This window comes from Priestia sp. J2 (assembly GCF_020790095.1).
Lineage (GTDB): Bacteria > Bacillota > Bacilli > Bacillales > Bacillaceae_H > Priestia > Priestia zanthoxyli.
Genome location: NZ_CP086208.1, coordinates 1001772 through 1015394, shown reverse-complemented (window position 1 = coordinate 1015394; position 13623 = coordinate 1001772). Strand labels below are relative to the sequence as shown.

17 protein-coding genes are annotated in these 13623 nt (G+C 36.2%); 2 read left to right on the top strand and 15 right to left on the bottom strand.

The window, feature by feature from the left end; translation table 11 throughout:
* Positions 1-340: 340 nt before the first annotated feature.
* The 15 genes from LJY09_RS27775 to LJY09_RS05175 form a co-directional block, all read right to left on the bottom strand.
* Positions 341-751 (bottom strand): hypothetical protein, encoded by a 411-nt coding sequence (locus LJY09_RS27775; RefSeq protein WP_323134971.1) that lies wholly within the window; start codon positions 749-751, stop codon positions 341-343.
* 97 nt (positions 752-848) lie between these two features.
* Complete coding sequence (locus LJY09_RS05235) at positions 849-1514, bottom strand: hypothetical protein (protein WP_228307523.1); 666 nt, start codon at positions 1512-1514, stop codon at positions 849-851.
* The gene (locus LJY09_RS05230) at positions 1511-2209 is read right to left on the bottom strand and encodes a hypothetical protein (protein ID WP_098999734.1); all 699 of its coding nucleotides are present in this window, start codon (positions 2207-2209) and stop codon (positions 1511-1513) included. Before LJY09_RS05230 ends, LJY09_RS05235 begins: the two co-directional genes overlap by 4 nt.
* The gene (locus LJY09_RS05225; RefSeq protein WP_228307522.1) at positions 2206-2904 is read right to left on the bottom strand and encodes a hypothetical protein; all 699 of its coding nucleotides are present in this window, start codon (positions 2902-2904) and stop codon (positions 2206-2208) included. Before LJY09_RS05225 ends, LJY09_RS05230 begins: the two co-directional genes overlap by 4 nt.
* Positions 2905-3070: 166 nt before the next feature.
* Positions 3071-3535 (bottom strand): hypothetical protein, encoded by a 465-nt coding sequence (locus LJY09_RS05220; protein WP_323134970.1) that lies wholly within the window; start codon positions 3533-3535, stop codon positions 3071-3073.
* A gap of 18 nt (positions 3536-3553) precedes the next feature.
* Positions 3554-3757: a hypothetical protein gene (locus LJY09_RS27770; protein ID WP_323134969.1), complete on the bottom strand. Its 204-nt coding sequence runs from the start codon at positions 3755-3757 to the stop codon at positions 3554-3556.
* Positions 3758-3863: 106 nt separating this feature from the next.
* Positions 3864-4523: a hypothetical protein gene (locus LJY09_RS05215; RefSeq protein WP_228307521.1), complete on the bottom strand. Its 660-nt coding sequence runs from the start codon at positions 4521-4523 to the stop codon at positions 3864-3866.
* 106 nt (positions 4524-4629) lie between these two features.
* Complete coding sequence (locus tag LJY09_RS05210; protein WP_155008407.1) at positions 4630-4992, bottom strand: hypothetical protein; 363 nt, start codon at positions 4990-4992, stop codon at positions 4630-4632.
* Positions 4993-6594, bottom strand: coding sequence for a DUF6792 domain-containing protein (locus tag LJY09_RS05205; protein ID WP_154991659.1), 1602 nt, complete (start codon positions 6592-6594; stop codon positions 4993-4995). It abuts the gene before it with no gap.
* Positions 6587-7276, bottom strand: coding sequence for a hypothetical protein (locus LJY09_RS05200; protein WP_098999739.1), 690 nt, complete (start codon positions 7274-7276; stop codon positions 6587-6589). Before LJY09_RS05200 ends, LJY09_RS05205 begins: the two co-directional genes overlap by 8 nt.
* Before the next feature lie 270 nt (positions 7277-7546).
* Positions 7547-7924, bottom strand: a complete 378-nt coding sequence (locus LJY09_RS05195; RefSeq protein WP_228307520.1) for a PepSY domain-containing protein — start codon at positions 7922-7924, stop codon at positions 7547-7549.
* 205 nt (positions 7925-8129) lie between these two features.
* The gene (locus tag LJY09_RS05190) at positions 8130-8312 is read right to left on the bottom strand and encodes a DUF3973 domain-containing protein (RefSeq protein WP_013055747.1); all 183 of its coding nucleotides are present in this window, start codon (positions 8310-8312) and stop codon (positions 8130-8132) included.
* Positions 8313-8541: 229 nt separating this feature from the next.
* A complete protein-coding gene (gene galE, locus LJY09_RS05185) occupies positions 8542-9522 on the bottom strand; it encodes a UDP-glucose 4-epimerase GalE (protein ID WP_028412269.1) in 981 nt (326 codons plus the stop codon).
* Positions 9523-9719: 197 nt separating this feature from the next.
* Entirely contained in the window at positions 9720-10604 is an 885-nt protein-coding gene (locus LJY09_RS05180; RefSeq protein ID WP_228307519.1) for a fumarylacetoacetate hydrolase family protein, read from the bottom strand.
* Positions 10601-11800, bottom strand: coding sequence for an amidase (locus LJY09_RS05175; RefSeq protein ID WP_228307518.1), 1200 nt, complete (start codon positions 11798-11800; stop codon positions 10601-10603). Before LJY09_RS05175 ends, LJY09_RS05180 begins: the two co-directional genes overlap by 4 nt.
* 203 nt (positions 11801-12003) lie before the next feature.
* Between LJY09_RS05175 and LJY09_RS05170 the strand changes: the two genes are divergently transcribed.
* Complete coding sequence (locus tag LJY09_RS05170; RefSeq protein ID WP_088048726.1) at positions 12004-12714, top strand: M50 family metallopeptidase; 711 nt, start codon at positions 12004-12006, stop codon at positions 12712-12714.
* A gap of 148 nt (positions 12715-12862) precedes the next feature.
* Positions 12863-13576 (top strand): suppressor of fused domain protein, encoded by a 714-nt coding sequence (locus LJY09_RS05165; protein ID WP_034269869.1) that lies wholly within the window; start codon positions 12863-12865, stop codon positions 13574-13576.
* Positions 13577-13623 lie beyond the last annotated feature (47 nt).

The following is a 13623-nucleotide window of genomic DNA, read 5'->3' as shown; positions in this document are numbered from 1 at the left end:
GAAATAAACGGGACTTATTATAAATTGGATAGTATATATTTTTTTGATTCGCTCTTATTCCACAAAAAAAGATTTTAATTTCTAGTATCTTTAAAATCATTAAATTGAACACTTTTTAAGATTTTCATAATCCTCTTATCTTGCTCTCTTCCTTGCCTCTCATTTAATTCTGCTTTTACGTTATCAAAATAAAATTTAATAACTGAATTAGAATGTTTATCCGCTATATAGGCTACATATTCATTAGGTACGTAGCCCTCTTTTTCTCTATTTACTTGCTTATGAGTACCTTTAAAATAAGTATAGGCCTTATCATAATAAATACTTACATTTCTAGTTTCTATTTTATAAGGTTTATTTGAATTAAATTGCTCTTGAAACAGTCTTTCAACGTAAATAGATTCATTTTTTTTATTTTGTTTGAAAATTCAACTGTCATATATTCTAATTCATTGCTATTAGATACAGCTCTATAACGCTCATATAACTTTCCTTCTTTAACATACTGCTGTTCATTTTCATGCAACAGCTGGTACTCCTCTGGAAACCAAATTGTATACTGCCCGGTCTTCGACTTAAACTCATAAAACCCGCCGTCCACTTTTTTATCTTTATTCAAGAACTTACGCGTAAAATGGTCATCAAAAGCTGGGGCGTTGGGGTAGCGTTCTTCGTTTATCAGCCATATTCCACCTATTAGAGTAGATGACCCTACAATTGCTGCAATAACAGTCTTTTTACGTTTTTTCATCACTCCACACATCCTTTATTGCCATTGCTAGTACAAACTTTAAAATTAAGAAATTTTCTTCAGCTATTGTTTAAAACAGAATGAGTAGACCTTGTTTTTATTCTGTTTTAAAGGTAATACTCTTTAATATCTTTATAATCCATTCCTCACGTTTTTCTGCTGATTTTTCAGAAAGGTGTTCTGTACTATCAAAATAAAATTCAATTACCCGCTCAGAGTTTTTGTCCGCAATATAGCCAGCATATGTACTTGGCGTACGTTTATTAAAATCCATAATTACTCTTTTATCTGTGCCTTTAAAATAGATATACGCGCTATCGTAATAAATTCTTGTTGTATCTGTCTGTAATTTTTGAGGATCATTAATATAAAAACGTTTTTTAAATAAGCCCTCTACATATATCTTTTCTTTATTAGTTTTTTTCTCAGACAGCTCAATATCAATATATCCTTTATATCCATCGTGGCTATTGTTAGAAGCTTTCAAGAATTCATAGTATGTACCGCCTTTAACATAATCCGAAGCATCCTTATGTATAATTTGATACTCTTCTGGAAACCACATCGTATACTGACCTGTCTTCGACTTAAACTCATAAAACCCATCGTCCACTTTTTTATCTTTGTTCAAGAACTTACGGGTGAAGTGATCATTAAAAGCTGGGACATTTGGATAGCGGCTTTCGTTTATCATCCATACCCCGCCTATTAAAATAGTTATTCCTATAATGACTGCAATAATAGTTTTCGTATGCTTTTTCATCTTCTGGCATCTCCATTATTTTCTGCTTTAAAATGGATACTCTTTAACATATTTAAAACCCACGTATTCTTTTCCAAGCTACTATCTTCTATAAAATCTCCAACCTGATCCATTGATAATTGAATGACCTTTGTCGATTCCTTATCAGCCACATAGGCTACGTATGTATTTGGGACATGTTCTTTACTGTCATTTATCACATGCTTCTCGGGTCCTTTAAAATAAATGTAAGCAGATTGATAGTAAATTCTAGTATTAGAAGTTTCTATTACCTTTGGTTCACTTACATTAAAACGATTTTTCATAAGACTTTCTACGCTAAAAGATTCATCTTCTGGATCTCTTCCTTCTGAAAACTTTAAACTGATAGAATTAATTTGATGTTCCTTTTTATGCTCTTTGGTATAAGCTGCTACCCATCTTTCGTACATTTTTCCACTTACAACATAATCTTCATCATTTTCATGTATTAATTGATACTCCTCTGGAAACCACATCGCATACTGCCCAGTTTTTGACTTAAACTCATAAAAACCATCGTCTACTTTTTTATCTTTGTTCAAGAACTTACGCGTGAAGTGATCTTTAAAAGCTGGGACATTTGGATAGCGGCTTTCGTTTATTAGCCATATTGCTCCTGTTAAAATAACCGTTCCTGCAATAGTTGCAATAATAATCTTCGTACGTTTCTTCATCCTCTGACATCTCCGTTGTTTTCTGGTCTAAAATGAATACTTTTTAATATTTTTAAAAATTGCTTATTTGTTTTGTTACCTTCATTTCTTGATAAGTTATTACCTATAGAGTCATAAGATATTTCAATTGTCTTATTTGAATGTTCATCAACTACGTAGGCAACATACGTATTGGGTATGTAACTACTTTTATCTTCAATTACTTTCTCCTCCGTACCCTTGAAGTAAGTATAGGCATTATCATAGTAGATTTTTTTATCTTTCATTTCTATTACCTTTGGTTTATTAGCATGAAATCTTCTTTTAAAAGTAGCCTCTACAAACACAGCTTCATCTTTGGTGCCCCGCTCAAAAAATTTCAAGTTCAGTTGACCAATCAGATTCTCCCCTTTGTATTTTTTAGTCGATAAGGCTCTCCAATCTTCATAATTTTGTCCGTTCTTTGAATAGCCTTGACCATCGTTATTCGCTATTATAAATTCTTCCGGAAACCACATCGTATACTGTCCTGTCTTCGACTTAAACTCATAAAACCCGCCGTCCACTTTTTTATCTTTGTTCAAGAACTTACGCGTGAAGTGATCATCAAAAGCTGGCACGTTGGGGTAGCGTGTTTCGTTTATCAGCCATATTGTTCCTATTAAAATAGCGACTCCTACAATTACTCCAATAACAGTCTTCATGCGATTCTTCATAGTCGCTCATCCTTTTTTATCGTTTAGAACAAACTTCACTTTGTATATATTGAATAGTTTAGAATTGTTATATCTGTTCTTATTTCTTCGACATACCTTTTTTAAAAGTTATTGAGACTCACAAATCTCTCTGACTTCTTTTTCTTTACCAAATAAGCCTTTGTATTCAAGTTGAGCTATTTTCTTGATTAAAACGAATACTATTTAATATTTCTACAAACCACTCTCTTTTCTCAAGCCCCTTATTAGTTTGATGATTTAAACTGTCATCAAACCATAATTCAATTACCTTATTAGAATACTTATCTGCTACGTATCCTATGTATGTATTTGGAGCATATTTATTCTTATCATGGATGACATGTTGTTCTGTTCCTTTAAAATAAAGATAAGCTGCATCAAAATATATACGGGTATTAGCTGTTTCCCACTTTTCAGGATCATTTGCGCCAAACTCACCTTTAAATAGACTCTCTACATAAATAGATTCATCATCAGGATTACTCTCTGATAGTTCGACTTGTAAATAATTTAGTTGATCTCCTTTTTTATGCTTCTTGACTGATGAAGCTTTCCACCTTTCGTAAAAATCGTCACTTTTAACATATTGTTGTTCATTTTCATGTAACAACTGATACTCCTCCGGAAACTACATCGTATACTGTCCTGTCCTTGATTTAAACTCATAAAACCCATCGTCTACTTTTTTATCTTTATTCAAAAACTCACGAGTGAAATGATCTTTAAAAGCTGGAACATTTGGGTAGAGGCTTTCATTTATGATCCATATTCCGCCTATTAAAATAGTTGCCCCTGTAATTACTACGATAATAGTCTTTGTACGCTGTTTCATAGCTGCACACCCTTCTTCATTATTTGAAACAAACTTCTTTTCCTATTTGTTAAATAGTTTTTACCGAATACTATTACCCGAAATTGCTTCGTGATGTATAGCTAACTTAACCGTAAAATTGAACACTTCTTAAGATTTTCATTAACCATTTTCTCTGTTTCTCTTCCTCAAATTGTTTATTTTTAAATCCGCTCGTTTCAAAAGAAAATTCAATTACTTTGTTAGAAGCTTTATCTATAATATATGCATAAAAGCTATTGGGTTTTTGCTTAATATCTTCTACTACTTGATTCTTTTCATTTATCTCAAAATGAGCACTTGAAAAATAAATTTCAGTTTTACCTGTTTTAATAAGCTTTGGCTGTTCAGAAATTAAATGATCTTTAAAAAAGCTTTCAAGATAATCTTGGTGATTTCTCTTGCTATCTTTAGCCATCCTGACATATATAGCTCCTCTATACGCCTTGGTTTTACTTGAGGGAACAGCTTCCCATTGTTCAAAATCTTTATTATCTTTAGCGTAATCACCATTTTCACTCAGTAATGTATACTCCTCCGGAAACCACATCGTATACTGCCCTGTCTTGGACTCAAACTCATAAAACCCATCATCCACTTTTTTATCTTTGTTTAAGAATTCACACGTAAAGTGATCATCAAAAGCAGGGACGTTTGGGTAGCGGCTTTCGTTTATCATCCATATTCCTCCTATTAAAATAGCAACTCCTGTAATGATTGCGGAAAGGGTCTTCGTACGTTTTTTCATTGTCCTACACTCCCTCTATTACTCTTTTGAAATAAATAGGACTTAATGTAAATTGTTCAACATATAAAAATCCCTCAGACCACTGTCTGAGGAATAGCAGTATCCCTTATGTTAATTCACTTTCATCCATTGATTCTTTATATCGAATTTCGTACTCTCTCTTATGCATATCTTTAATAGAATGCATAAAACTCATAATATGCTGAAATGCTCCAGTATCATACTGCTGAGCCCTTAGCGTATATCCCCGCTCAGCTGCTTCTAATTTACTTTTAACCGCATCCGCAAATTCACCCGTTTGGTTTTCTAAATAGCTTTTAGCATGCCAAAGCTTTTCATTTACTTCTTGATCCTTTTTGATTAACTCTTTAATCCTTTTTGCCTGCTCGTCTTTGAAGTCATCACTATCAAATTCAAACGTGTATTTACCGCTCGTTGTTCCTGTGTGTGTAAAATCAAAATCAAACAATTAAATCCCCCCTACTACTTCTTTCATGCTTTTAATATCTGAAGCTACCGATTCGTCAGCTTCCATCATCTTCTCGAAATTTTGGAAGAACGCTTCAAGAAACTTTTGATAGTATGTAACTTCCTCTTGAATAGAAGAAATAATCTCTTCAACAGGAGTAAATACACTATCATCTAGCGGGTCAAACGTTTTGTCAAACGTCACTTTTTCAGCCACACGCTTTTGTCCAAACCATGCGAGGGTAGCGCCGTCTTTATCTGCCTTTTCCATAAATGACTGGGGAGAAGCTTCTTCTCTGGATATTTTCATTTTTAACTTTTTCTTCTTAGCTTCGAAGACTTCGTTAATTTCACTATGTAAATACTGCTTTAGTGCATTTAAGTTTGCTTCTTTGTCTTTGATGGCATTAGCACAGTAATAAACAAACTTCTTCATTTGTTCATAATCTAGCAAGATTTCTTCCTGAGATCCTGAATCAAAAACCTGATAATACGTCTTCATAGCATTAGCTTCTGTGTATTTGACAACGTAATTAATTCCGTGGAGTTTTGCTTGATTTCTTTGAGATATTCCTTTAATCCCTTGTACTAAAACTCCAGGACTTTTTATCGCCTGTTTCGTCAAGAAAAATGCACCTTCTGTTCCTAGCACAATCCCAGGAAGATGCTTAAGCGGCTTTTCCTTAACATCATCAACATATGATGGAATATTGAGAAGAACACTGTCGTCTACATGGGCGTTTGCCAAAGATAATCCTCCAATTATATTGGATACTCCAGAGTTATATCTGACTTCGTCAAGTTTTAAAAACAAGTTCCATTTGGCTAACCTTTTCAGAGGGTATTCTCCAATATTAATCATTTCTTCTGTATTCATATTTCCAAGCATGGTTACTTTATTACCTGCATACCAACTGCCAGGGAAAGATTGCGCATGCATAGGTTCACCTTTTACCCAGGTATGACTGATGGTAGCTTTCTGCTTTTTATAATAGGAGTTGGCTAAAACTACTAATTTTTTTGAAGACACTCCATTTCTTTTACCAGTTTGTTGTTCTACATAATTCGCAAACTTCCTATCTAACCTTTGCAACTGCTTGACATTAACTGGAGCATCATTTAAGCCTCTTATGTTTACAAAATTCTTAGTTATAAGTCCAAGGGTCACTATCAGATGTCCCCCTAAAGAATGACCATCCCCATACCTTTTTATTTTTGAATTTGAGCTTTTAATTTTTTTCTCAACTTCCTCATACATAACTTTTGCATCTTGAACTTGATTATTTCTCTCTCCGCTTCCAATTCCTAATGCGTCATACACCACATCTCCAAAATCTTTAGAGGGTTCCGTTCCTCTAAAGATATAATATACTTCGTTAATGTGATTTTTTTTGTCATAAAAGTGGACAGCGGCACCATCGAACCCTGAATTTTCTCCAATACCCATTTCTTTACTACTATAAATCTCAAAATTTGGAGGTTCTTTCCCTGTAGTTTCCTTGTATATTTCCTTAATTTCTTTTTCCTTACCGGCTAACCCCGTATACTCAAGTTGAGTAATCTTATTTCTTAAATTATTGTCCAACACGGGTTTTTTACTCATTTTCATTGCCCTCACGGAATCTGATATTTTTTAATATTGTTAGCAACCATTTTTTTTCTGTTACTTTATTATTTTTTTGGCCCCCTTTACTTTTATCAAACCATAATTCGATTGCATTATTGGATTTTTTATCAACTATATATGCTATATATGTGTTTGGAGCATGTTCTTTGCTGTTATGCTTTACTACTTCTTGTGTTCCTTTAAAGTATGTATAAGCTGCATCATAGTAGATCCTGGTACTAGCAGTTTCAAAATTATTAGGTTTAGTGGTATTTAGCTGTTCTTTAAACATATTTTCTACAGTAAATGATTCATTTTCAGCCTTTCTTGCATTTGAAAATGTTACTTCGATATAATCTCCCCCAGTATCTCCAGCTTTGTCATTAACATCTTTCGCTATCCACCTTTCATAAGAATTATCATTTATTACATAATCTTCCTCGTTCTCCTTTATAAGCTGATACTCCTCCGGAAACCACATCGTATACTGCCCTGTCTTCGACTTAAACTCATAAAACCCGTCATCCACTTTTTTATCTTTGTTTAAGAATTCACGCGTAAAGTGATCATCAAAAGCAGGGACGTTTGGGTATCGGCTTTCGTTTATCATCCATATTCCTCCTATTAAAATAGCAGCTCCTGCAATGACTGCAATAATGGTCTTCGTACGTTTTTTCATTGTCGCACACCCTTTTAGTTATGTTATAACCTATGTTTTATACATGTTCGATACTATCATACTTATAATGGGAGAGTCATAAGCAGAACGAATTAAAGAACCATAATTAGGAAGTGGTTATTTTTTACTATCACTTACCCTTTCTATTAAAAAAATAATCACTTCTTTTTTTATCATTGTTACCTTTATTAATGATTTCTCTCAATAAAGAAAACCCCACTTTCAACAAAGTGAGGTTGATTACATAATATAGGACGTTTACTGAATGTTTCACTCTCCTTGTGCCAGCACATCAATTTCAGCGTCAATTTTCACGCTGTGGGTTTTCCCATCAAGTCCAAGAATCACAATTTCATATTGCTTGTTAGTGAGAACAATCGATTCGATAATACCTTTATGCTGTCTTAACGCGTATGCTTTTGCACGGCTTTTCGTTAAAGGAATCGTTTTTTCTTTCAAAACACTGCCGGTTTGGGCATTAATTTTTACTTTGTGCTCTTCTCCGTTTAACGTAAGGATGTCTACTGTATAAATAGGAAGAGTGAGTATTTTACTCAGCGATATGGATTTGACAATGCCTTTATATTCTTTTAATGCGAGAAGCTTTGCTTGTTCTTTCAACAAAAGTGATTGTTTTTCAGAAATCATTTGACGCCATCCTTTCTAGTTTATAAAACGGACTGCTGTTTCAATTTCTTAACGTACCATATCCTATGTATACGTCTACTAACTAGTATAGCGGGCTTGTCTTAAATTTCTCTTAATATTACATGAAAGATAGCTGAAGAAAGCTGTTATTCACTGAAAAAACTAGACCTGGTTAGATCTAGCTTCTTATTGGTGAATGTGAATTCTACATTTTTTTCGTTTCGAATCGTTCTACGGCTCTCATTTGTTTGATTGATGGGGATTTGTGGACGCACATGCCTAGATGGACTTTTTGAAGCAAATAGGGATCAATGTAAAAACCATTTTGAAAGATGTTTTCTTTTTCCTGTTCGTCATGAAATTTGGAGCATCTTACACAGTAATACATATCATAACCTCCTTGCGTGCTATTTTATAAACCGGGATAGTTGTGAGTGGTATATTTACCTATAGCATATGGAAAAGAATAAAAGTCGTGCTTGTTTAGCGAAAATGTCCAAAAAGAAGAAGGCTTGTTCGTGGGCTAAAACACTGGATTTTAAAAATGATTATTTAGAACATAAATCAACTTAATCGTAACAAAAAAGCCTCTTTCAAAGAAAAAAGAGGCCTTTTTGTTAATTTGTTACTTTTGCGCTGTTTTGATGCCATTTCCAAGCAGATGCGATGATTTTTTCTAATGAAATTTGCGCTTTCCAGCCTAATTCTGCGTGAATTTTATCAGAAGATGCGACCAAGCGTGCCGGATCTCCAGCGCGGCGGTCTGCCATTACAACATTCGCTTTTTTACCCGTTACTTTTTCACACGTTTCGATCACTTCTTTTACAGAGTAGCCAAGGCCGTTTCCAAGATTGTACGTTGCTGTTTTCTTCGTGCCGTCTAACAGTGCCTGAAGCGCTGAAATGTGAGCATTCGCTAGGTCCGTTACGTGAATGTAGTCACGGATGCACGTTCCGTCTGCAGTATCGTAGTCTGAGCCGAATACAGAGATGTTTTCACGTTCACCAAGAAGGTGCTGAAGAATGATTGGAATTAAGTGCGTTTCAGGATCATGGCACTCACCAATTTCCGCTGTTTCGTAAGCACCCGCTGCGTTGAAGTAACGAAGCACAACATATTCCATATCGTAAGCACTTGCAAAGTCAGCTAAAATCTGTTCAATCATTAACTTTGAACGTCCGTACGGATTAATTGGGTTTGTTGCCGTATCTTCTGTAATGATATCTACAGAAGGAATCCCATATGTAGCAGCAGTAGATGAAAAAATAAACTTTTTCACATTGTGCTTCATCATCGTTTGTAAAAGGGTTAACGTCGCAGCTACGTTGTTTTGATAATATTTAAGAGGATCTGTTACTGACTCCCCTACTAAACTATTAGCAGCAAAATGCATGACAGCATCAATTTTATGATTTGTGAATACGCTTTCTAAATCTTTCTCATTACCTAGATTTCCTTCTACGAATACCGCTTTCTCATCGATTGCCCAGCGATGACCCGTTGATAGATTATCAAGTACCACAACTTCATTTGTTTTCACTAATTCTTTTACTAGGTGGCTTCCGATATAGCCTGCTCCTCCGATGACTAAAATCATACTGTCAGTCAGCTCCTTTTTATTAAGTGTCGCTACAGATATCGTACCCGTTTCTTTTCCATTTGTAAATATTTCATTTTTCAGTATATGATAACGCAGCTGTCTCTTTTAATTAGTATATCTACTAATTGTGAACTGAGTGTGAAGATATTCGTTTCTGCTCAAAAACCCGTGCGTGTAGGCAACGGGTTTTTTTCTTAGATTTGCTGAGGCACTTTCTTCATGTCTTTCACTTTATTTTTTAATGGAAGCATGCCTTCAATATGGCATTCAATACAGTCCCCGTCTTCAATAACAGCGGGTCCCGGCGTTCCGGTTAGAATGATATCACCCGGGTGCAGCGTCATGACTTTTGAGAAAAATGAAACGCAGTATGCGATGTCGTAAATCATATTAGACACGGTATTTTCATGCTGCATGTCTCCGTTTAGCAATGTGCGCACTTGAAGTGATTTCACGTTTGATATGCTTTTTTTTGTGATAAACTCTGAGCCTATACTGCAAAATGTATCAAAGCTTTTTGCTCGCATTAAGTAGCGATGATTCGCCGCATGAATATCAGCTGCGGTTACGTCAATGGCTGACGTATAGCCAGCAATTACGCTCATGGCTTCATCTGGCTCTATATCCTTACACGTTTCGCCAATTACCACCGCTAGTTCCGCTTCAGCCGTTGTTTTGTAGGACTGCTTTGGAATACGAATGCTGTCATCTGGTCCAATAATGGCGGTTGCGGGTTTTAAAAAACTAACTGGATCAATGGCACGGTCGTAGTCTTTTAGTTTTTCTTCAGAAGCTGCATAATTAAATCCAATGCCTAACAATTTTGACGGATTACTAATGATAGGAGCTGTTTTTCTGCCCTGCAAGTGCAGTGCGGGAAAAGAGCTGTTCATACCAAATTTATTATGGGCGTACCATGTTTCAAGGTGGCGAAGTTCTTTATATTGAATAAGATCCCAAATTGTTGTAGACCAGTTTGTTAAATATTTAGCATTAATATCTTCTATAAGTAGAATGCTGTCATTGTCTAAAATAGCTGCTTGTTCTTTCCCTTGCTCTATTATATTTACTAACTTCATGATACGCTCCTTACCGATGCTTGAATGATATGATCGCTGTTTTCTTTTACCCAATTTAATAATTTTTCATCTTGGTTGTATCCTGCAATAAAAGATAAGCCGATTGGCAAACCGTCTAGTTCTCCTGCAGGTATCGTAACTTGCGGAAGTCCGCTTAGTCCGGCAATACACGTCATTTGAAGCGTTCGCAATCTTCTGTTTTCTAACTCCGGTCCTTTTGCATCTTTTACAGGCGCGGGTCCTGGAGCTGTAGGAAGCACTAATATTCCGTCTTCTCCAAGCTGTGAGTACATAAAATAGCGAAGTTCACGACGCTTTTCTTCTATATAATTCATATTTAATAAGGTAAGAGTGCTCGCCCATTGAAAGCGGCTTCCGATATCGTCTCCAAACGTTGGGTTTTCTTTTTGAATCCATTCTCCGTGCGTTTGCCAAATTTCTTTTCCTTGCAGCAAACGAAAAGTTTCCATATATGTAGAAAAACCCTGGGGGGCAATTACTATTTCTTCTGTAGTAGAAAAAGACTTCATTACGTGCTTAATAGGTGGTGCAAGAGCTTGCATGCTTTGTTCATCCACAAGTTCCATAACGTCTGTTGCTACATAAAGTCTTGTAAAACCGCTAGCACGCGACGTTGAGTTCAATAAAACCGCTCCTACTTTTTGCAGAGTGTGGCCGTCTCTAGCCATTACACCAACTGTATCAAAGCTTGGAGCAAGTGGAATTAGACCGTTTGTAGAAATGCGTCCGTGAGAAGGACGATACCCAAAAATACCGCAGTAGCTTGACGGAATTCGAACCGATCCTCCCGTATCTGTTCCAATCGCAAAATCAGTTATTCCCGCTGCGACAGCAACCGCTGATCCGCTCGAAGAACCTCCCGGAATTCGATCTGCGCCTTTTGGGTTTACCGGTGTTCCATAATGCGCGTTTTCTCCATTTAGTCCGTACATAAGCTCGTCCGTGTGCGTAACTCCCTTCAGTGCAGCTCCTTCTTTTAAAAGAGCAGCTACTACATCTGCATGTTCGCTTGCAGGCTGATGCGTAGCGAGCCAATCCGGATTTCCTGCACTTGATATATGTCCTTGTACATCAAATACGTCTTTTAACGCAAAACTCAAGTTATTTAACATCCCCGTTCCCGTTGGAGGTACGTAAAGATCACTGTCTACAAATGCGTTCCACGTATCTTTCATTCAACCATCTCCTCATTTCTTATATCTGTTTAGAATATAAAATTTGGAATAAGTTGGTCAATGAATGTGTCAGGTCTGTTTACACTAATATTATGTAAGTCTCCCAACTTCTCTTTTCCTAGAGAAACTAGCCGTTTCATTTCCCTTTTAGCACGTTTGCGAGTAAAGTAGAAACATATCATTTTACGAAAAGGACTATCGCGATGGAACAATCTACTACGCTTTTCTTATTTATTTTATTAGCTTTTGTGCTAACAAGAGGCATTCCATTTATAGGTTCATTTGCTCCTAGCATTAATCAGCTGCTTCGGCATATTGGACGTTATTTTTCAAATTTAAATACGATGTTTCATGAAGATGGCCATGCGTTAATGGGGCTTATTGTCGGAAAAGGCGTCAATCGCATTGAGCTTTACACCAATAATGAAGGTGTAGCTGTGACTGCCACCTACGCGGGATCCCGTGGATGGCTGCCGCGCGTCATTATTGCCTTAGCCGGCTACCCGTTCAGCTCAGCAATGGCTTATTTGTTTTTCTACCTGCTCATTCACCATCACTACGACTGGCTTTTTTACGGGTTAGGAAGTGTTGTTGTTATTAATTTACTGCTTTGGGTACGTAACGGATACGGGATTGTTTGGCTTTTTTCTATCGGTTTGATCCTCGGTGGTATTTATTATTTACAAGACCCACAGCTTATGCGTTACAGCATGATGTTTGTTGGTGCACTGTTACTTGTAGAATCTCTATTTTCCGCCTTTATTATTTTTGTGTTAAGCATCAAATACCCAAACGATGCGGGTGACGCTACAAGTTTAAAGCAGCTTACCCATCTTTCAGCACGCTTTTGGGGCTTTTTATTTTTCGCACAGGCCGTTTATGTGGCTTATTTGATTTTTCACCTGATTTATTAAAGACAAAATTCTGTAATCCCCCGAGAAAACTTTGGGAATTTTATAATTTAAAGGAATAATTTACTTTTATACACTAAATAATGGTTTACGAGTTCCCTAAATGAGGTATATATTGGGTACTATGAAGTCGTAAAGAGGTGTGGGATACTTGTCATTATTTTTAAAGTGGAAGCAAAAGAAGCAGGAAAAAGAAGTAGAGCGTGTTCTTGAGGAATCAATCTCAAAAAGAAAAGACTACTGGAACACAATTGGACATGTAGACGGAGACGTATTAACTCATTTGTTAAATCCCATGTTTTTTGGCGGTCCTGCTTGGCCGTCTGGACGTCAAACTTTTATTCGTGTTCAAAAAACAGAGACGGTTATTTTAGCAAGCGACGGCTTGTCCGATCCGTTTCAACTACCTGAAGAAAAGAGCCAAAGACAAGGAAAGGGATTAGAATTCTATATCGAATGCGATGATGAATCTCTTCGCGGACCTTTATCGGATATCCAGGATCACTGGGCATTTGACCTTCTTTATCAAATGAGTCAAAATGCTGCCGCTCACCCTAATATGCTAGAACTATTCATGAAACATGATGTTCTTTCAATTGAATTTACGGATTTGGACGTACCGCCTCATTTTGTAAATAAAAATGGAGATATTGGTGTATTGCTAGGAGTTCAGTCTCCTTCTGTTTCAGCTAGCCTCTCTTTACCTTACGAATCTATTAAACTGATTAGCATGAAGCTTCTTACACCAAACGAATTAGACTATGTGCGCGAACAAGGAGCGCAAGGACGCAGGCAGCTCGCTGAAACATTTCAGCTGTCAAAAAGTTATCATATTACCATGACTAAAAGAGAGTCTCTTATTTAAAAGAGGTTCTTTTTTTATTTCTGCTATTGAAATAGAGCCATATAGAA

Coding starts and splice junctions, on each gene's coding strand:
- LJY09_RS27775 (WP_323134971.1), bottom strand. CDS start 751: ATGAAAAAACGTAAAAAGACTGTTATTGCAGCAATTGTAGGGTCATCT.
- LJY09_RS05235 (WP_228307523.1), bottom strand. CDS start 1,514: ATGAAAAAGCATACGAAAACTATTATTGCAGTCATTATAGGAATAACT.
- LJY09_RS05230 (WP_098999734.1), bottom strand. CDS start 2,209: ATGAAGAAACGTACGAAGATTATTATTGCAACTATTGCAGGAACGGTT.
- LJY09_RS05225 (WP_228307522.1), bottom strand. CDS start 2,904: ATGAAGAATCGCATGAAGACTGTTATTGGAGTAATTGTAGGAGTCGCT.
- LJY09_RS27770 (WP_323134969.1), bottom strand. CDS start 3,757: ATGAAACAGCGTACAAAGACTATTATCGTAGTAATTACAGGGGCAACT.
- LJY09_RS05215 (WP_228307521.1), bottom strand. CDS start 4,523: ATGAAAAAACGTACGAAGACCCTTTCCGCAATCATTACAGGAGTTGCT.
- LJY09_RS05205 (WP_154991659.1), bottom strand. CDS start 6,594: ATGAGTAAAAAACCCGTGTTGGACAATAATTTAAGAAATAAGATTACT.
- LJY09_RS05200 (WP_098999739.1), bottom strand. CDS start 7,276: ATGAAAAAACGTACGAAGACCATTATTGCAGTCATTGCAGGAGCTGCT.
- LJY09_RS05195 (WP_228307520.1), bottom strand. CDS start 7,924: ATGATTTCTGAAAAACAATCACTTTTGTTGAAAGAACAAGCAAAGCTT.
- LJY09_RS05190 (WP_013055747.1), bottom strand. CDS start 8,312: ATGTATTACTGTGTAAGATGCTCCAAATTTCATGACGAACAGGAAAAA.
- galE (WP_028412269.1), bottom strand. CDS start 9,522: ATGATTTTAGTCATCGGAGGAGCAGGCTATATCGGAAGCCACCTAGTA.
- LJY09_RS05180 (WP_228307519.1), bottom strand. CDS start 10,604: ATGAAGTTAGTAAATATAATAGAGCAAGGGAAAGAACAAGCAGCTATT.
- LJY09_RS05175 (WP_228307518.1), bottom strand. CDS start 11,800: ATGAAAGATACGTGGAACGCATTTGTAGACAGTGATCTTTACGTACCT.
- LJY09_RS05170 (WP_088048726.1), top strand. CDS start 12,004: ATGGAACAATCTACTACGCTTTTCTTATTTATTTTATTAGCTTTTGTG.